This is a genomic window from Stenotrophomonas maltophilia, from assembly GCF_047497515.2.
Lineage (GTDB): Bacteria > Pseudomonadota > Gammaproteobacteria > Xanthomonadales > Xanthomonadaceae > Stenotrophomonas.
Genome location: NZ_JAXAXL020000001.1, coordinates 276,955 through 291,478 on the forward strand (window position 1 = coordinate 276,955; position 14,524 = coordinate 291,478).

Sequence of the window (14,524 nt, forward strand, 5' to 3'; positions counted from 1 at the left end):
GTTCGCGGGACACGCCGTAAACCCATCCATGGGGGCTCGATGGCGCCATCCATGGCGCCAACGGTCCCGCGAACCCACCCGGCCCGGCCCCTGACGGTTTCCTGCGCGGCCAGCCACGGAATGGAAGAAGAAAATCAAAAGCCCGTAGATCCACGCCATGCGTGGATGAGCTTTCCGAGCAAGCTCATCCACGCATGGCGTGGATCTACATGAGCATCCGTGACCGGGAATTTGCACGCCCCTCAAACAAAAGAGGGACGCGGCGAAGCCGCGTCCCTCTTTCAAATTCCGTCCCGACACCCCAACGCTCTTCGATCCGTCACCGGGAATTTGTCAGAGGTGGGGCGGGTTGGGTTCGCGGGGGTGTCCGCGTGTTCAGGGGTGAGATATATCAGGGGGGGCTGCGAGATATCTAGCCGGAAGACCCCGGAAGAAAGCTGGCAATGGCGGATCGAGATGGAAAGCCATTGCGCCTGGTGCAATCAGGGCGCTGTGCGGAACAGACTCATCTGATTGAGGTTACGATCCCGGAAGTTCGCCCTGGCGAGCAGCTTGCGGATCCCTTGCTCAGACATTCTGTATCGCTTCGCCAAGCCCGGAACTGTAGCCCCATTGCGGTGGGCGTCCAGTATCTCACGCTCGCGTGGGCTGAGCTTGAATGAGGCGTCCTGGGGAAAGTAGATGGTCTGGCCGCCCCAGTCTTCGGCCAAGGTGTCCGCCACCGCCGCGCCGATCTGCTCTGCGAAGTCGTCGCCGAGGCCGAGCGCACGCGCAGCCGTAGCCGCCGCCGAAGCGGCATTGGCCAAGAGCTCGTTGCGGCGGGCCTCCATCGACTTCATGCCGAAGGGGCCTCCCGCCGGGCGCGGCGATTGGCATCGATCTGAAGAGCGGCAATCACTTTGGACAACTGATCCGGGTTGCACCATTCCAGGCGTCCTACCTTGAACATGTGGCGGGCCACCGAATGGGCATATTCCCACTCACGCCCAGAATCAGCCAGCAGGGCTTCGATCTTGGACAGCTGCGGGGACAGGTCGCCCTTGGGCCGGCCGGCCCAGCGCTTGGCCGCATACGCTGCCTTGGCGGGGATGCCACCCAGGCGGCGCAGTTCGTTGGCGATCGCATCGAGCTGCCGGCGATCGCACTTGCCGGCGCTTCGCTGGGCGGGTCCGTGCTCCTTGGAGACGCGCTCAACCAGGTCACGGTAGACGTCCTCGGAGAGGCCGAGTTTCTTGGCGCCGGCGTGGATCGCGGCCAGCACCCGGTTACGGCCGTCGCCGGCCTTGCGAGCGCGCGTCATGCCTTGCTCCTTGCGCCCTGACCGGCCCGGAGGGCGGTCTGCCATGCCGGCACTTCCTGACCCGCATGGTCCAGCAACCGCAGCAGCCCTTCGCGCACGCCAGGCACGATACGGCCACCGTCCTTCAGGACGGCGGCTACCTGGGACTTCTTCGTCAGCGGATCACGGCGCATCAGCGGCCCCTTTCTTGGCTGTCGTTCAGGTCCTTCTTTGGCTCAACGTAGTGCGGCATGTTGTCGTAGCCGCAGTCGTTGCACTCCCAGCCCGTGTCCAGGCCGGGCGATCCGCAACGCAGGCAGCGCTGGTCGTCGTCATCGACGCCGCCGAGATGCAGTTGCTTATAGGCACGCCCTGCGTCGTCGTACACGGTCTCATCCATGAGACACCTCCACTTCCTCGACCTGCATGAGGCAGGAATCGAGATCGGGCCGGTCGTCCCAATCGACCAAGCGGATGCCGTGGGGCGACGGCCAGCCCTCCAGCTGATCGAACTCACGCTGCATACCCTCGGTCGAGTAGCTGGAGTTCACGTCCAGCACCCACCCCATGAACTCGGCACCCGCCATCTTGATGACGGCCAGTACCGCGTCGCCGTCGGCTTCTCCAAGGCGCTCATCGGCACCGGTCCAGAACTTGTTGATTTCCGTCGCCAGCTTCGGCGTCAAGATGTTGTGGTCGATCTCAAGCTGTACCTGGCCTTCGCCCCAGTCACGTTCAATCTTGTAGCGCTTGATGGTCATGCCGGGCCTCACGGGTTCGTTGAAAGGTGGAAGGCTTGTTCCAGCACCAGGAATAGGCGGCGAATCTCGCCGCTCTGCAGGGCAAAGCGGGCGTCGAACTCGGCGCGATGGCTATCGGCGTCGGCCTGCTCGAGCTGGGAGAGCGCGCCGTCCAGGAACTTCAGCTTGCGCACCACCAGGTCATCGCCCAGCTCGAAGGACAGCGCGTCCTCCAGCACCAGGGCCAGCTTGGTGACCTGCTTGCCGGCATCCAGGTGCTTGTCGATTTCGTCGCTGCGCAGTTCCTGGTCGCTGCAGCGCACCTTGGCGCCACCCTCGACCGGATCGCGGAGTTCCGCCGATTCACCGAGGGACAGGCCATCCGGCAGCGGCTCGCCTGCGATCCAGCCGGTCAGGATCGAGCGCGGTGCCACCTGAGCATTCAGCGGTATTGCCGGGAAGCTGCCCAGCAGGCCACGGATATCGGACACGAAGGCCTCGCCCACCTTGCGGCTGGAGGTATCCACGGCCACATAGCCGTGGGTCAGGTCCAGGATCGCGTCGTGGCGAGTGTTCTTGACGAAGGCCTTGGGCAGCAGCTCGTGCAAGATGTCGTCCTTCATGCGTTTGCGCTCACGGCCACCCGGTCGACGCCCCTGTTCCTGTTCCATGACCTGAAGACGACTCTCCAGCGCACGGTTGACCACCGCGCTGGGCAGAATCTTGTCCTCGCCACCCACCGTCAGCCAGAGGAAGTCGCCCTGTCGGCACGACAGGCGCTCCTGCTCCTCGCGGCCGAAGGGGGAAATGAAGCCGCGCGAGTTCATTTCGAGCGGTCCAACCGGCTTCAGAACGCCGTACGGCAGCAAGGATTCGACCTCGGAGAAGTCGGTGCTGGTCGGAAAGCGGAACAGCACCAGGTTACGTACGAACATGGTCATTCTCCGAGGGATTGATGGAGTAACGGCCCTGCCACACCACCACCGGCGGATGGAGCAATAGCTTGAGAATGACGTCGAGGGCCGCTTCCGCCTGTGCTTCACACTTCTCGGCCATGCCATGCCCCACCTGGCGAGCGATGGCCGCGGCTACGTTCTGCTTTGTCTGCGGGTCGCGCAGGCCACAGATGAAGTCGAGTCCGTCCATTCGCCGGATCGCCTCGGCCGTGGTCGCAGCCATCGCGCCCATCGCCTGCTGAGCGCAGGGACCACACATGGGCGACTCGGGCGCACCGGTGGGCATGTCGCAGTTGACGCAGGCATGACGCGGCCCGGTGGTGGCCACCTCGGGGTCGGTGCGTTCTTCGAAGTGCAGCAGCGCCGGCTGGGAGATGTGGCGCTTCAGGCGCCAGGGCAGTGCGTCTCCGCGCGCCTCGATGTACCGCACTGCCTGACGGATGGCATAGCGGGCGGCGGTCGCGTCTTCGCCCTGGATGTTGCCGCAGGTGACATCGAAGAAGCGCAGCCCGTCCAGCTTCACGGCGGGCGCGTGGATCTCCACGTCGGCCCGTGCTGCCCGGTCGGCGATCTCCACGGCCAGGGCCAGGGTGCTGGCATTCAGTGCACCGCGAACGCCGTCGAAGCGGAAGGTGCAGGTGTCTCGGATCTTCGGCATGTCAGACTCCGGCCACGTCGAGGGAAATCGGCTGGTACTGGCCACGTGCGTCGCGCTCGTAGAACCGCACGTAGGTCTTGCTGCCCACCACCGTCACCGCATCACTGATCGCGGTCATTGCCCGCTGCCAGCGGGGGTCATCGAACTGCAGCCGGCGAAGTGACAGCACCTCTGCAGTCTTGATGCTGCCGTCCTGGCCCACCTTGAAGGCGCTGTTGACCAGGGTGCGCAGCTCGGCGCGCGAGCCTTCGGTCCAGTCGTTGAGGCACTCATCGATCAGTGCCTTGGCGGCCTGCAGGCGCTCATCGAACTGGATGGTGTCCTGGCAGGCGCGCAGGATCTTGAAGCGGCCATCGTAGGAATACAGGCTGACGTTGCCCTTGTCGCCGCCGATCTTGGCGCCGTACTGCTCGCCGCTGAGCTGCACGAACGCGCCGATATCGGCGAACGTGTCCGCCTTGAAGGTGCGCAGTGCTTCGCGCAGTTCCAGGGCGCGCTGGATCTTCTCCTGCACCAGTTGGTCACGCGCCAGATCGATCGGCTTGATCTGTGCCTCGGGCACCAGCCGACCGTTACGGTCCTCGCGGTAGCCTTCGGGAATGGATGGGGTCATTGGGCGCCTCCTTGGGCGGCGGGGGTGACAAACGGTTGAGTGGGCCGAAGGACATCGGGGACGCCTTCGACATGGATAGGGCTGGTGGCGGTGAACCAGTCGGCGCGCCAGCGGCGGGCCGCATCCAGCGAGATGCCCAGCAGGCCGGAAATGCGCTGCGGAGTGAGGTGGCGCGGATTCTGCGTACGGGCCCACAGCGCAAAGCGCATCGCGCGCAGGTGGTCGTAGCGCTGGCGGCCGGTGCGTGCCATCACTCCACCCCACCGAAGATGCGATCGAAGTGGTTATGCAGCGAATCGACCAGGCGACCACCGAGGTAAGGCGGCAGCTCGCCTTCCAGATCCTCCTGGGACTGACACACGGTGCCGATGGAGGGCGTCAGCGGGCCGTTGTCGAAGGCGGGACCTTCGTAACCGCCAGCAGCAGATCGGGCCTTCTGCGCCCCTGTCATACCCGGCCGGGTACCGCGCACACGCTGTGCCTGCGCGGCCGCCAACGCCGCCTGGTCGATCTTCCAGTCGGGGTTGAGGCGATAGTCGCGGGTCAGCCCCTCGCCAACGCGCAGGATCATCCCGCATCCCAAGGCCGCGGAGACTGCGTTGGACACATGCCAGCGGGATCGGAAGCCGTGCTCCATCACCCGGTCGATCAGATCCGCAGAACGGACCACGCTGGTGCCCAGTGACAGGGCGATGGCGTGCTGCATTGCGACGCTGGGGATGGCGCTCATGGCTGAACGACCTGCGGTTGAGTGATGCCGGCTTCCGTACGCGTCAGCACGATGACCGGTGCAGGGCTGGGCGTGGTGCGAGCGACCACGCAAACCACCGCGCGATGCTTGCCGTCGACCTTGCTGCGGGCCTGGGCGTCTTCGATCGCCCTGTCCGAGTCGGTGAAGGTGTCGCCACCCACCCACTCAGCAGGGACCACCAGGAACTGGCCGCGCTCAGCCATGAGCCACCTCCCGCAGCACCGGAGGACGCTGGGTCCACTCCAGCTGCACGCCCTGGTACTCGGCGGCCATCACGCGGTCCTGGCCGCCGCTGCCGTTGGGCTGGCGGCGCTTGAGGTGGCCACCCACCATCGTGGGAGGGCGGTCCAGAATCAGCACCGCGCGACGGCCATTGCTGTGCAGGCCCAAGATCTCGATGCCGCTGTTCTCCAGCTCGCGGGCAGTGTTCGCGGCGGCATACAGCACATCGGAGTTACGTTCATGGTTCATGGTTGGATTCCTCGTCGGTAGCGGGCTTGTCCAGCCCGAGTTGTCCGTACAGATCCGGGAGCGCAACGCGCTTCATCGCGCTGACCTGCTCCAGGGAGGTCATGGCGCGCCCGACCAGGAAGGTGCAGGCGCGGTCCAGTTCGGCCGCACTGGCGGCAAGGTGGTAGCCGTGAGCCGGGTGGGCGCAGATCGGGTGCCCCTCGCGCCGCAGCTGCTCGATGATCTGGCGCAGGCGGCGCTCGTCGGCGGTGCTGGTACGTGAGGTGATCTGCTGCACCAGGTCGCGGGCGGTGATGCCGTTGACGGCGCCGCGACGGCCCTGCAACTGCAAAAGCACCGTCTGTGGGGACAGCTCTTGCGGTAGCAGGGCTAGCTGCATGTCAGATGGCCCCCCGATCAATGCCGGCGGCAATCGCCAGGTCCAGAATCTCGTCCAGTTCCAGTAGCCAGCGCTTGTCGGTGCTCTGCGAGATCACCAGCACGCCGCTGTGGATCCATACCTCGACCAGGTACTCACGCCTGGAGTCAGGGTCCTGTACCTGGATAGCCCCCACTCGCGACGCTGTGGGGAACATGTGGCAGTCCTGCACCAGCACCCCGATGGACTTCTTCCGCTGTGGGTGCTGGGCGCTGTGTCCGTTGCGGTTGCGCACCTGGCCAAGGCAACGCTGGAGGGTCGGAACGGCCATCACTCCTCCTCGTCGTCATCGCCGTCGCGCAGCTGGTCGACCAGCGCTCGCAGCTGCTGCAGGTTGAGGTTGTCCAGCAGCGAGGCCATGCTCTGGCCGTCGCGCCACTCGATGCCGGCACGGCGGAACAGATCGCGGTGCATCACCGTTACCTGCCGGTCGGGCAGCTCGGCATCGCGCATCAAGTAGAAAGCGAAGCTGCGCAGGTACTGCGACCCAGAAGTGTTGAAATCAGCCATGAGCCACCCCTTCACGCCGCAGCACATCGGCCGGAACATGGGCAGTGATGCGCTCCCAGTTGGCGCGCGGCACGATCACTACCTGCAGGATGTCCACGTTGATCGGCTCGGGCTTATCCTGAATTTCGAAGGGAATCAGGATGACCTGATTTGCGAACGCCCACGCTTCGCTCTCCGGTACCCTCACCATGCCCTCTGCGGCCGGCCAGCCTTCAGTTCGGATCGCCATATCAGCAGCCCTCCTGTTCGTCGCGAAGGCGCAGCAGTCGCTCCAGCTCAGCCGTGCCAAGGGCCAAGCCACGAACGACGTTCTGGATACGGATATCAACGTCGCCTTCTGGATCGTCCTCCAGTCGACTGAGGCCCTCCCAGGCGCTGGGGTTGAATGCGCTGCCGGCAACCAACTGCTGAAGTGGGGCGATTTCCATCGCACCGTTCGCATCGACACTGACAACGTCCTGGTTCATCCACGACGGGAGCAGATAGAAGGCCGCAGCTGCTGCAAGTTCCTCCTGCGCGTGCTCGTCGTCGTGCTCGGCGGAATAGCCCTTCTCATTGACCTGCCGGTGACGTTCATCAGCGACAAGGTCAAGGGCGGTTTTGAGCGAAATGGTCAGATCCGAGCGCATCTCACACCCCCCGCACGACGTCAGCGGTGACGGTCGGCACGCCCAGGTCAGCGGCGCGGTTCATCGCGGCGGTGAGCGCGTTCTGGACAGCCAGCGGATAAAGCAGCGAGCCTGCGCCACGCGAAGGAACCAGCTTGGCCCGCAGCGCGTCGATGGCACTCTGTTCCACCACCTTGTCCAGCGGCACCTGGGCGCGCTTGAAGCGGTGCGCCAGATAGGCACCCAGCTCGTTGTCCAGCGGCGGCAGCGTGATGATCTCAATGCGCTGTACGACTTCGCGTACCTCCGGGTTGTGCTCGGAGAGCTTCACGCCCAGCTCGGGCTGACCGATCAGGATCACCGACAGCAGCGGGCGAAGCCCGTCCTTCAGCTCGCGGAAGCGCTTGAGGTGCTTCAGGGTCGGCAGCGGCAGGCTGTGGGCCTCTTCGATCACCAGCACGTGGCTGTGACCGGCGCGGGCGCTGTCACGCAACGACTCGTGCAGCTGGCGGAAGCGGGCTTCGGGGCTGCTCTTCGGCTTGGCCAGCGGTGCGACGGCGGCCATGATCGCCTCGGCGATGTGGTGGCTGCGCAGGGTCTTGCCCACCGCATCGCTGCCTTCGCTGGCCAGCACGTAGGGCTGGATCACGATGACGGCCTGCTCCTCGCGCTGGATGCGATCGACCAGGTCTTCGCGCAGCGTGCTCTTGCCGGCACCGCTCTCGCCGATCACCGCGGCGAAGCCGCCGTGACGGGCCACCTGGTACATGCTCTCGCGGACATAGCGGATATCCGGGGAGAGGAACACCTCGTCGGCGCTGGCCGGATCGGCGAAGGGATTGGTGGTCAGGCCGAAGTGGCGCTTGGCCTGTGGGGTCAATGCCTGAAAACGCAGTAGCATGGGATCTTCCTCGTCGTGAATGTCGTTGTCGTTATCGGTGTCTTGCGGTGGGGAAACTGGGGCCGGCGTGTTGGAGCACGTCGGCCCCTCCTTTTCATGCCAGTGGGAGTCGGTCACGCCGTGCTGGGTCAGGCAGGAACTGATGGCAGCGCGCACCACTGCCGGATCGCAGCTGGTGGGCAGCTGGCCGTGATTGATCAGGGCATTGAGGGCCGGTCGGCTCAGGCCGGCAGCTGTGGCCAGCACGCCCTGCTTGATGCCTGCGTCGGTGAGCAGGCGCTTCAGGCGCAGCGTCATGCCACACCCCCTTCAACCAGGCGCAGGCCACCGCGATCCGGTGCTGCCAGGGTGTGTGCCCAGGATTCGACCTGATCGACCGGCAGGCCTTCAGGCCAGCGCTGGGCGGTACGGGCGTAGTGCTCAGGCGACCAGGCCGAACCGGCGGCCTCCACCAGCGGTTTCAGGCGCATGGCCGCTTCCACATGGTTCAGTGGCGGCAGCTCGGCGCGGATCGGCGCAGGCTCGATACGCTGGGCCGCCAGCACCTGCGGTGCATCGACCTGGGCGATGCGGCCCGAGCGCGGCAGGCTCGGCGTCACATTGGCTTCGCGCAGGTGCTTCATCGGATCCACCTGGCCCCCGAAGGCCACGCGCTTGGCCTTGCGTGCCACAGCGGCCTCAGCATCGGTGTGAACCTGCATGGCCAGCCGATCCAGTTCCTTGCGAGCTGCGTCGGCCGGCGTCTCCGGAGCCGTCCGGTACTCCGTGCCAACCTGGGCAGCGCTGTCCAGGAAGCCCCAGTCGTCGCGTCCGATGCGCGGTGCGATGTAGTGCACAGGCGCGCAGTCCTCCGTGCCTGGCATCAGCACGCGTACGCTGCCCTCCGGATCCAGAGCATTGACCACCACGTCCACGCGCTGCCCGTTGATAAGGCCGGGCACACCGCGCACGTCGTACTGCTGTGCCCGGAAGCGGATCATGCAATCGCGTACGGTGCAGGCCTTGGGCGCGCTGGTGGCCAGCTGTCGCAGCACCTCCACGGCCGGTGCCAGGCGCAGCTGGTCCTGGGTGATGCGCAGCCACCCATCACGGCGCGTGTAACCGGTGCGGCTGTGGATGCGGGTGGCGTTGTAGGCCTGTGCCCACTGCTGGGCCAGGGTATTGATTTCCTCCAGACTGGTGACCGGTGAACGTAGCTTGAGCAGGGCCTCGAAGTGGGTTTCGATCAGGTAATTCGCGTTCTCGACCTGCCCCTTGGCGCGTGCATTGCCGACTTCGTTGATGATCGTTTCGATACCGCAGGCCGCCAGGAAGCTGCTGGTGCTGGTGGCCGTCATGGCACTGCCGGGATCCATCATCAGCAGCTTGGGAACGCCATGCATCGTGCCGATTTCGCGCCGTGTCATTGCGTGGATCAGGGCCGACAGCAGGTTGGCGCTGCTCTCGGCACCCAGCACGTAGAACAGCTCGATCGCACCGCTGGCGTGGTCGGTGATGGCATAGCGCCACAGGCGGCGTTCTGCGATCTTGGTGAAGTTGCCGGGCTTGCCGCGATAGAACTCGCGCTTGTCCATCACCCGCGTGCCGTCATCAGCCAGGTAGAACTGGCGGCTGACCGAGGCGTCGATCTGCCACAGGTGGTTGGGATGCGGGGAGGACAGCCGTGCAGCCGGTGTGGCCGCTGCCAGCTGGTCACGGTGGAAGCCGTAATGGCGGATGGCGCGACAGATCGCCGAGGTGCTCAGCGGGACAATCTCGCCCGTCGCCTTGTCCACGCGCATTGCCTCGATCCTGCCGTTGGCACGCAAGGCATCCACGGCCTCCTCGACCGGCAGCGCGCCGGTACCGGTGAGGCGACGGGTTTCCTCCACGATGGCCGCGATCGAGGCCGCTTCGTCACGGGTAAGTGACAGTTCGCCCGCATCGGACCTGCGTTTGCGGGGTTTGAGGGCTGCCGTCACCTTCGACAGGTGACGGTAGGCCGTCTGGACCGAGCATCCCAGCTGCTCGGCCAGCGCGGAGGCGATGCGCCCCTTGCTGCCGTGCGGCGCCGCCAGCAACTGGCTGGCCGCAGCCTGGATGAGGACCTCGGACACGTCAGATCCCCGCGTCGTTGGTGACAGGGATCGCGATGGCCAGTTCCTCATCGTCGCGGGCGATGCGCACCGAAGTGAGGACGCGGCCGATCACGTCGCTCAGGAACAGCGCTGCATCTTCCTCGAGGTGATTGTCGCGGGCAAAGTCGGCCAGTGCTTGGAACGAGGCACGCAGGCCGCTGTTCGGGCTGCCGATGGCGGCCAACACGTTCTGCTCTGCCTCGGTGACCGACTGTTTGAGGGTGACCAGCTGCTCGTCAGGAGTGGCGGACTTCCAGCGACGTTGTGCCTTGAGGGTCTTCTCAGACTCCTTGTTCAGATCCTCGCTCAACTTGTTGATGCGCTGATCTTTTGCGTCGGCATCTGCCCTGGCTTCGCGCAAGGCGGCGCGCAACTGGCTGGCGCTCATGCGCTCCACATCGTCCACGGTGATGCCTGCAACCGAGTCGCCGGACTCCAGCGCCTGCAGGTCTTCATCGTCCAGAACCGCCAGTTCCAGGACCTTGGCCTGGGTGCCGGCGGCCTTCAAAAGTGACACCGTGTCACTTTTGGAGAACTTCAGGGCGACGGTCATCAGGCGTGCCGCCGTCCGGTAGTTGAACCCTCGCGTCGCAATCTGTTCTTGGAACTCACCATGCGCGGTCTGCTCTTTGATGAGCAGCAGGCCCCGGCCCATTTCGAGGATGTCCTCGACGGAGCGGCGTTGGCGGTACTCGACCATGCTCCAGAGCGATTCGGTGTCCAAGGCACCTGCGTAGCCCAGTGTGGTGGCCAGGCTCTTCACCTGCGCCTCGGCCTGCGCCATCACCTGCAGTTCCTGGCTGCGCTCGACCAGCTTGCCCGTGTCCAGTTCCGTGCCTACCGGCTCGGCCTGGGCGAGCGGCTTGGCGCCGCGCTTGGTGGATTGCTTCTCTGCCATTTCGATCCTCGTCATCAGTTGGGGCTACGGCTGTAGCGGTTCTTGAAGTCGTCCAGCTGCCGTTCTTCGCGGGCCACCTCGGCCTGATGGGCCAGGGCGATCTGGACAATTCGGGGGGACAGGCGCCAGTTGTCCTGGTCGAAGGGGGAGCGCTCGACCAGGCCGTCCTCGGCCAATCGCTGCAGGTTGCGCAGCGTTGTGCTGGGGGATTCGCCGATGCCGTCGGCAATGGGCTTCAGGCGGAGGCCGGTGCGGCTGTGACCGGCCAAGGCGAACAGCAGGCGGGCGAAGATGCTTTGCTCACTCATGCCGCAGCTCCCTGCTGGCGGCGGGCCAGCTCCTTCAGGATGCGAACGGCGCGGCGATCGGCCGCGTCCACGGCACCAGCCAGCGGCAGGGTGTGGGCCAGCGGCTCGTCCGATTCGACGGCGCACTGCCAGTTGTTCACAGCGGTGGCGTACTGGTCACGGGCCGAGGCAAGCAGCAGCTCCAGTTCGCGGGTCGGGACTTCGTCCAGGGGGCGGCCGGCGGTGCTCATGCTGAGGCGCTCAGGCCTGCGGCCTTCAGCAGCCGGCGCCGCAGGGCCTGACCCTTCGGGCCATTCCAGCGTCCGATGAGGACGTCTCGGGCGTTCTGCGGCGGGACGCCGTTCTCCATGCACCAGCCGCGGAGACTGGTGCCCTTGCCAACGAAGGCGGTGCGGACCTTGAGGTGAAGATCCAGGCTGGGGGCGGGTTCGCTCATCGCGTGTATCCTTTGATCCTTGTTCCATTGGTTGGCTGCTTTGGGCGCTGCCAGTGGAAGTAATCATGGTACGGATTTCCGTGCCTGTCAACACATATGGCATGGAATTTCGTATGACGATCGGAACCCGTCTGAAGAGCGAGCGGGAACGCTTGGGCCTCACGCTGCCTGAGTTCGCAGAACTCGCTGGCGCGAAGAAGAACACCGTGATTGATTGGCAAAGAGATGCATCCAGCCCTCCTGCCGCCAAGCTGGCTGCGCTTGCTGATGCGGGAGTGGATCCGCTTTACGTGCTGACGGGGCAACGCAGCATCGCGCGCCCTGGCATGACGGACACTGAGATAGAGCAGTTCAATGACGTGGTGGATACGTTCTGGGCGCTGTCCGATCCCGGTCGCGTAATGGCCTTGAACATGCTGACTGCACTGCTGGCAAAGGAAACCCAAGAAGGGTCTTCTCGGGGACTGCGTAAGCCAAAGACCTGAGTCCGTAGATGACCTGCTGTTGAGCTTTAAAGGTCGCATTTTTCAATGCGCAGAATTCAAATCGGACAAGGAGGCGTCATGAAGAAGCTGGTTTTTTCGCTCGCGGTTCTGTTGGTCTTGCTCGGTGCAAAGGCGGTAATTGGCCAGGACTTCAAAGACCAGAATCTCAAGCATCTAGTCATCGGAAAAACAACGCTGAGCGAGGCGGCCGCCCTCTTGGAAGCGCCGCCACTGCGATCATCGGTTGGGGCAAGCGGCGCTACTGGCTACACCTGGCAATACATCCAGTCGAAAGTCAGTCTTTGGACTGGCAATGTGCGCAGCTCCAGTAAGCAGGTCATCCTGGTCTTCAATACGGATGGAACATTCCAGAGAATTTTCCAAATGGATGGCATCCAGCTCCCGCCTGAGGATCTCGAGAGGCTTTTCAGTCAGCCTGCTGCCGAGCACGCGCACAGGCAACAGAACCAAGTGAATTCACGAGCTGTTCCAGACTGACTCGGGGCGATCGAGATCTGACGGTCCACCCGTTGTGATGTTGATCGCAATGAAAGGCCACACTCTCACGCGCGCGCGCGAGGTTCCTCGAAACCAGTTTCAAAGACGGCGCACCTTCAAATCCTGAAACTCTGCCCATCGGTTTGGTGTGCGCATGGCGCACCTGGCCGGCGGGCATCCTCGTCTGCCCGTCGGCCATCTTTCCCTGGAGATGGCGCATGGCAGCAGAGCAACCCGGCAGCAAGGCAGTGCCCATCGCGGGCGGAATGCTGGCGACCATGCTGGCGTTGCTGCTCGGGCTGGTGCAGCCCTTCGAGGGCTACTCGGCCCAGCCCTACCGCGATGTAGTGGGCAAACTGACGGTTTGCTACGGCCATACGGCAAACGTCGAACAGCGCACCTACACCCGCGCAGAGTGCGAGCGCCTGCTCCAGTCGGACCTTGGTGTCGCCTGGAACACCGTGCAAAGCTGCATCAAGGTGCCGATGACCGACTACCAGGCAGCCGCCCTGACGTCGTTCGCCTTCAACGTGGGCCCTGGCGGCGCCGGGGTGAAGGACGGCCTGTGCACCCTGCGCAACGGCCAGCAGCCGCGGATCCGTGTCTACGCCAACCAAGGCCGATGGGATCTTGCATGCGCCCAGCTGAGCAACTGGGCCAACGCCGGCGGCCGGCCATACAAAGGACTTGAACGCCGCCGCACGGCTGAGCGCGCGATGTGCGAGGGCCGGTACTGATGATTCGCGCACTGATCGTAACGATCGCCCTGCTGCTGGTGCTCCTGCTGGTGGCCATTGCCGCGGCCCTTCTCTACCGCGGCAATGCCTTGGATGCCCAGGCTCGCGACGCCACGTCCCAGCAGCGCCTGACCACCCTTCAATCGCAGCTGGAAGACGAGCGCAGCGCTCGCGACACCGAGCACACCCAGGCCACGGTGATGGCCCAGATCGGAGACGAACATGAACATGATCGGGAGGCGTCCGCGTCCATCCCAGCTGCTGTTGTGGCTGACGTGCATTCTGGCAATCTCAGGCTGCGCAACGACCTTGCCACCTGCCACACCGCCCGCTTGTCCGAAGCCGTCTCTGGCGCCGTCGAACGTGATGCGAGCGCCCAACTACGAGCAGAGGTTGCGGGCGATTTTGTTCGAGTCGGGCGCGACGCCGACAAACACGTCCGGGCCTGTCAGCGCTCCATCAGCGCCCTCACTGGACAGCGCCTCTCCGTCGAGACCAGTCCATGATCGTTGAAGTGCAACCGCTCTACCTGGTGTGGTTCGCCGGCATCGGCATCACGCTGCTCGGCGGCCTGATCGCCGGCGGCCGCTGGCTGGTCAACCAACTGCAGCAACGCACTGATCAGCAGTTGGCCATCCTGATCAACGACAGCAAGCGCTGGCGCGAAGTTGAGGGCGAGCTCACCAACTTCCGGCTCGAAGTGGCCAAGGACTACGTGCGCCGCGAGGACTACGCCCGTGGGCAGAGTGTCATCGAGGCCAAGCTCGATGCCGTGGCGTCGGAAATCAAGAACATGCAGAACAAGGGGAGCAAGTCGTGAGTCACGGAAATCAGGGGCCCGATCTGGGCAAGTTGCGCCGGGAGCAGCTGCGCTGGCTGATGCTGCTGGTGCTGGATCGCTCTCGCCCCTATCCGATCGGCGAAGCCGTCCTGGCTGGCGCCGCCCAGGACATGTATCCGGATGCCACCGCCTTGGAAGTGCGCAGGGAGCTGGATTACCTGGACACCCGTCGCCTGATCGACATCACCAAATCCCCTTCGGGGCCGTGGTCGGCTGAGCTGACGCGCCACGGTGTGGATATTGTCGAGTACAGCATCGACTGCGGGCCGGGCATCGCGCGCCCACCGAAGTATTGGTGA

The 14,524-nt window shown here is 64.7% G+C and carries 29 protein-coding genes; 6 read left to right on the top strand and 23 right to left on the bottom strand.

Going from position 1 to position 14,524, the window contains the following annotated elements; genetic code table 11:
* Positions 1–482: 482 nt before the first annotated feature.
* Genes ACMZPQ_RS01385 through ACMZPQ_RS01495 form a run of 23 tightly spaced genes read right to left on the bottom strand, consistent with a single transcriptional unit; the run spans position 483 to position 11,664 of the window.
* Positions 483–839, bottom strand: a complete 357-nt coding sequence (locus ACMZPQ_RS01385) for a Mor transcription activator family protein (protein WP_152907779.1) — start codon at positions 837–839, stop codon at positions 483–485.
* Complete coding sequence (locus tag ACMZPQ_RS01390) at positions 836–1,300, bottom strand: regulatory protein GemA (RefSeq protein WP_024957586.1); 465 nt, start codon at positions 1,298–1,300, stop codon at positions 836–838. Before ACMZPQ_RS01390 ends, ACMZPQ_RS01385 begins: the two co-directional genes overlap by 4 nt.
* Entirely contained in the window at positions 1,297–1,473 is a 177-nt protein-coding gene (locus ACMZPQ_RS01395) for a hypothetical protein (protein ID WP_154699832.1), read from the bottom strand. Before ACMZPQ_RS01395 ends, ACMZPQ_RS01390 begins: the two co-directional genes overlap by 4 nt.
* On the bottom strand, positions 1,473–1,679 hold the full coding sequence (locus ACMZPQ_RS01400) for a hypothetical protein (protein ID WP_099470417.1): 207 nt from the start codon (positions 1,677–1,679) through the stop codon (positions 1,473–1,475). The genes ACMZPQ_RS01395 and ACMZPQ_RS01400 overlap by 1 nt, the downstream gene beginning before the upstream one ends.
* Positions 1,672–2,040: a DUF2528 family protein gene (locus tag ACMZPQ_RS01405; protein ID WP_024957588.1), complete on the bottom strand. Its 369-nt coding sequence runs from the start codon at positions 2,038–2,040 to the stop codon at positions 1,672–1,674. The genes ACMZPQ_RS01400 and ACMZPQ_RS01405 overlap by 8 nt, the downstream gene beginning before the upstream one ends.
* A gap of 8 nt (positions 2,041–2,048) precedes the next feature.
* Entirely contained in the window at positions 2,049–2,954 is a 906-nt protein-coding gene (locus ACMZPQ_RS01410; RefSeq protein ID WP_024957589.1) for a recombination-associated protein RdgC, read from the bottom strand.
* Complete coding sequence (locus ACMZPQ_RS01415; protein WP_024957590.1) at positions 2,941–3,633, bottom strand: hypothetical protein; 693 nt, start codon at positions 3,631–3,633, stop codon at positions 2,941–2,943. Before ACMZPQ_RS01415 ends, ACMZPQ_RS01410 begins: the two co-directional genes overlap by 14 nt.
* Before the next feature lies 1 nt (position 3,634).
* Positions 3,635–4,246: a DUF3164 family protein gene (locus ACMZPQ_RS01420; RefSeq protein WP_024957591.1), complete on the bottom strand. Its 612-nt coding sequence runs from the start codon at positions 4,244–4,246 to the stop codon at positions 3,635–3,637.
* Positions 4,243–4,497, bottom strand: a complete 255-nt coding sequence (locus ACMZPQ_RS01425) for a hypothetical protein (protein WP_024957592.1) — start codon at positions 4,495–4,497, stop codon at positions 4,243–4,245. The genes ACMZPQ_RS01420 and ACMZPQ_RS01425 overlap by 4 nt, the downstream gene beginning before the upstream one ends.
* Positions 4,497–4,976, bottom strand: coding sequence for a hypothetical protein (locus ACMZPQ_RS01430; protein ID WP_329752452.1), 480 nt, complete (start codon positions 4,974–4,976; stop codon positions 4,497–4,499). The genes ACMZPQ_RS01425 and ACMZPQ_RS01430 overlap by 1 nt, the downstream gene beginning before the upstream one ends.
* Entirely contained in the window at positions 4,973–5,200 is a 228-nt protein-coding gene (locus ACMZPQ_RS01435; protein ID WP_024957594.1) for a hypothetical protein, read from the bottom strand. Before ACMZPQ_RS01435 ends, ACMZPQ_RS01430 begins: the two co-directional genes overlap by 4 nt.
* Positions 5,193–5,468: a Kil protein family gene (locus ACMZPQ_RS01440; protein ID WP_024957595.1), complete on the bottom strand. Its 276-nt coding sequence runs from the start codon at positions 5,466–5,468 to the stop codon at positions 5,193–5,195. The genes ACMZPQ_RS01435 and ACMZPQ_RS01440 overlap by 8 nt, the downstream gene beginning before the upstream one ends.
* Positions 5,458–5,793 (bottom strand): hypothetical protein, encoded by a 336-nt coding sequence (locus ACMZPQ_RS01445; protein ID WP_197622420.1) that lies wholly within the window; start codon positions 5,791–5,793, stop codon positions 5,458–5,460. Before ACMZPQ_RS01445 ends, ACMZPQ_RS01440 begins: the two co-directional genes overlap by 11 nt.
* 55 nt (positions 5,794–5,848) lie before the next feature.
* Positions 5,849–6,157, bottom strand: a complete 309-nt coding sequence (locus tag ACMZPQ_RS01450; protein ID WP_024957597.1) for a hypothetical protein — start codon at positions 6,155–6,157, stop codon at positions 5,849–5,851.
* Positions 6,157–6,396 (bottom strand): hypothetical protein, encoded by a 240-nt coding sequence (locus tag ACMZPQ_RS01455; RefSeq protein ID WP_024957598.1) that lies wholly within the window; start codon positions 6,394–6,396, stop codon positions 6,157–6,159. The genes ACMZPQ_RS01450 and ACMZPQ_RS01455 overlap by 1 nt, the downstream gene beginning before the upstream one ends.
* On the bottom strand, positions 6,389–6,625 hold the full coding sequence (locus ACMZPQ_RS01460; RefSeq protein ID WP_024957599.1) for a hypothetical protein: 237 nt from the start codon (positions 6,623–6,625) through the stop codon (positions 6,389–6,391). Before ACMZPQ_RS01460 ends, ACMZPQ_RS01455 begins: the two co-directional genes overlap by 8 nt.
* A gap of 1 nt (position 6,626) precedes the next feature.
* A complete protein-coding gene (locus tag ACMZPQ_RS01465) occupies positions 6,627–7,025 on the bottom strand; it encodes a hypothetical protein (RefSeq protein ID WP_024957600.1) in 399 nt (132 codons plus the stop codon).
* A 1-nt stretch (position 7,026) separates the two neighbouring features.
* The gene (locus ACMZPQ_RS01470) at positions 7,027–8,202 is read right to left on the bottom strand and encodes an ExeA family protein (RefSeq protein WP_024957601.1); all 1,176 of its coding nucleotides are present in this window, start codon (positions 8,200–8,202) and stop codon (positions 7,027–7,029) included.
* Entirely contained in the window at positions 8,199–10,001 is a 1,803-nt protein-coding gene (locus ACMZPQ_RS01475) for a DDE-type integrase/transposase/recombinase (protein ID WP_158230266.1), read from the bottom strand. Before ACMZPQ_RS01475 ends, ACMZPQ_RS01470 begins: the two co-directional genes overlap by 4 nt.
* A gap of 1 nt (position 10,002) precedes the next feature.
* Positions 10,003–10,920 carry a hypothetical protein gene (locus ACMZPQ_RS01480; RefSeq protein WP_051924748.1) on the bottom strand — a complete coding sequence of 306 codons (918 nt, stop codon included), beginning with the start codon at positions 10,918–10,920 and terminating at the stop codon, positions 10,003–10,005.
* Between the two features lie 14 nt (positions 10,921–10,934).
* Entirely contained in the window at positions 10,935–11,228 is a 294-nt protein-coding gene (locus ACMZPQ_RS01485; protein WP_008267142.1) for a helix-turn-helix domain-containing protein, read from the bottom strand.
* Positions 11,225–11,458 carry a hypothetical protein gene (locus ACMZPQ_RS01490; RefSeq protein ID WP_024957604.1) on the bottom strand — a complete coding sequence of 78 codons (234 nt, stop codon included), beginning with the start codon at positions 11,456–11,458 and terminating at the stop codon, positions 11,225–11,227. Before ACMZPQ_RS01490 ends, ACMZPQ_RS01485 begins: the two co-directional genes overlap by 4 nt.
* Positions 11,455–11,664: a hypothetical protein gene (locus ACMZPQ_RS01495; protein WP_024957605.1), complete on the bottom strand. Its 210-nt coding sequence runs from the start codon at positions 11,662–11,664 to the stop codon at positions 11,455–11,457. Before ACMZPQ_RS01495 ends, ACMZPQ_RS01490 begins: the two co-directional genes overlap by 4 nt.
* 113 nt (positions 11,665–11,777) lie before the next feature.
* On the opposite strand from ACMZPQ_RS01495, the gene ACMZPQ_RS01500 reads away from it, so the two are divergent.
* The 6 genes from ACMZPQ_RS01500 to ACMZPQ_RS01525 all read left to right on the top strand — a co-directional run bounded on the left by ACMZPQ_RS01500 (position 11,778) and on the right by ACMZPQ_RS01525 (position 14,524).
* Complete coding sequence (locus tag ACMZPQ_RS01500; protein ID WP_024957606.1) at positions 11,778–12,149, top strand: helix-turn-helix domain-containing protein; 372 nt, start codon at positions 11,778–11,780, stop codon at positions 12,147–12,149.
* A 78-nt stretch (positions 12,150–12,227) separates the two neighbouring features.
* Entirely contained in the window at positions 12,228–12,647 is a 420-nt protein-coding gene (locus ACMZPQ_RS01505) for a hypothetical protein (protein ID WP_024957607.1), read from the top strand.
* 218 nt (positions 12,648–12,865) lie between these two features.
* The gene (locus ACMZPQ_RS01510) at positions 12,866–13,384 is read left to right on the top strand and encodes a lysozyme (RefSeq protein WP_024957608.1); all 519 of its coding nucleotides are present in this window, start codon (positions 12,866–12,868) and stop codon (positions 13,382–13,384) included.
* Positions 13,384–13,890 carry a lysis system i-spanin subunit Rz gene (locus ACMZPQ_RS01515; protein ID WP_024957609.1) on the top strand — a complete coding sequence of 169 codons (507 nt, stop codon included), beginning with the start codon at positions 13,384–13,386 and terminating at the stop codon, positions 13,888–13,890. Before ACMZPQ_RS01510 ends, ACMZPQ_RS01515 begins: the two co-directional genes overlap by 1 nt.
* Positions 13,887–14,204: a hypothetical protein gene (locus ACMZPQ_RS01520; RefSeq protein WP_024957610.1), complete on the top strand. Its 318-nt coding sequence runs from the start codon at positions 13,887–13,889 to the stop codon at positions 14,202–14,204. The genes ACMZPQ_RS01515 and ACMZPQ_RS01520 overlap by 4 nt, the downstream gene beginning before the upstream one ends.
* Positions 14,201–14,524 carry a hypothetical protein gene (locus ACMZPQ_RS01525; RefSeq protein WP_024957611.1) on the top strand — a complete coding sequence of 108 codons (324 nt, stop codon included), beginning with the start codon at positions 14,201–14,203 and terminating at the stop codon, positions 14,522–14,524. Before ACMZPQ_RS01520 ends, ACMZPQ_RS01525 begins: the two co-directional genes overlap by 4 nt.

Coding starts and splice junctions, on each gene's coding strand:
- ACMZPQ_RS01450 (WP_024957597.1), bottom strand. CDS start 6,157: ATGGCCGTTCCGACCCTCCAGCGTTGCCTTGGCCAGGTGCGCAACCGC.
- ACMZPQ_RS01470 (WP_024957601.1), bottom strand. CDS start 8,202: ATGACGCTGCGCCTGAAGCGCCTGCTCACCGACGCAGGCATCAAGCAG.
- ACMZPQ_RS01490 (WP_024957604.1), bottom strand. CDS start 11,458: ATGAGCACCGCCGGCCGCCCCCTGGACGAAGTCCCGACCCGCGAACTG.
- ACMZPQ_RS01465 (WP_024957600.1), bottom strand. CDS start 7,025: ATGCGCTCGGATCTGACCATTTCGCTCAAAACCGCCCTTGACCTTGTC.
- ACMZPQ_RS01410 (WP_024957589.1), bottom strand. CDS start 2,954: ATGTTCGTACGTAACCTGGTGCTGTTCCGCTTTCCGACCAGCACCGAC.
- ACMZPQ_RS01435 (WP_024957594.1), bottom strand. CDS start 5,200: ATGGCTGAGCGCGGCCAGTTCCTGGTGGTCCCTGCTGAGTGGGTGGGT.
- ACMZPQ_RS01440 (WP_024957595.1), bottom strand. CDS start 5,468: ATGAACCATGAACGTAACTCCGATGTGCTGTATGCCGCCGCGAACACT.
- ACMZPQ_RS01495 (WP_024957605.1), bottom strand. CDS start 11,664: ATGAGCGAACCCGCCCCCAGCCTGGATCTTCACCTCAAGGTCCGCACC.
- ACMZPQ_RS01500 (WP_024957606.1), top strand. CDS start 11,778: ATGACGATCGGAACCCGTCTGAAGAGCGAGCGGGAACGCTTGGGCCTC.
- ACMZPQ_RS01505 (WP_024957607.1), top strand. CDS start 12,228: ATGAAGAAGCTGGTTTTTTCGCTCGCGGTTCTGTTGGTCTTGCTCGGT.
- ACMZPQ_RS01395 (WP_154699832.1), bottom strand. CDS start 1,473: ATGCGCCGTGATCCGCTGACGAAGAAGTCCCAGGTAGCCGCCGTCCTG.
- ACMZPQ_RS01430 (WP_329752452.1), bottom strand. CDS start 4,976: ATGAGCGCCATCCCCAGCGTCGCAATGCAGCACGCCATCGCCCTGTCA.
- ACMZPQ_RS01485 (WP_008267142.1), bottom strand. CDS start 11,228: ATGAGTGAGCAAAGCATCTTCGCCCGCCTGCTGTTCGCCTTGGCCGGT.
- ACMZPQ_RS01460 (WP_024957599.1), bottom strand. CDS start 6,625: ATGGCGATCCGAACTGAAGGCTGGCCGGCCGCAGAGGGCATGGTGAGG.
- ACMZPQ_RS01515 (WP_024957609.1), top strand. CDS start 13,384: ATGATTCGCGCACTGATCGTAACGATCGCCCTGCTGCTGGTGCTCCTG.
- ACMZPQ_RS01520 (WP_024957610.1), top strand. CDS start 13,887: ATGATCGTTGAAGTGCAACCGCTCTACCTGGTGTGGTTCGCCGGCATC.
- ACMZPQ_RS01420 (WP_024957591.1), bottom strand. CDS start 4,246: ATGACCCCATCCATTCCCGAAGGCTACCGCGAGGACCGTAACGGTCGG.
- ACMZPQ_RS01455 (WP_024957598.1), bottom strand. CDS start 6,396: ATGGCTGATTTCAACACTTCTGGGTCGCAGTACCTGCGCAGCTTCGCT.
- ACMZPQ_RS01415 (WP_024957590.1), bottom strand. CDS start 3,633: ATGCCGAAGATCCGAGACACCTGCACCTTCCGCTTCGACGGCGTTCGC.
- ACMZPQ_RS01405 (WP_024957588.1), bottom strand. CDS start 2,040: ATGACCATCAAGCGCTACAAGATTGAACGTGACTGGGGCGAAGGCCAG.
- ACMZPQ_RS01385 (WP_152907779.1), bottom strand. CDS start 839: ATGAAGTCGATGGAGGCCCGCCGCAACGAGCTCTTGGCCAATGCCGCT.
- ACMZPQ_RS01400 (WP_099470417.1), bottom strand. CDS start 1,679: ATGGATGAGACCGTGTACGACGACGCAGGGCGTGCCTATAAGCAACTG.
- ACMZPQ_RS01480 (WP_051924748.1), bottom strand. CDS start 10,920: ATGGCAGAGAAGCAATCCACCAAGCGCGGCGCCAAGCCGCTCGCCCAG.
- ACMZPQ_RS01390 (WP_024957586.1), bottom strand. CDS start 1,300: ATGACGCGCGCTCGCAAGGCCGGCGACGGCCGTAACCGGGTGCTGGCC.
- ACMZPQ_RS01510 (WP_024957608.1), top strand. CDS start 12,866: ATGGCAGCAGAGCAACCCGGCAGCAAGGCAGTGCCCATCGCGGGCGGA.
- ACMZPQ_RS01425 (WP_024957592.1), bottom strand. CDS start 4,497: ATGGCACGCACCGGCCGCCAGCGCTACGACCACCTGCGCGCGATGCGC.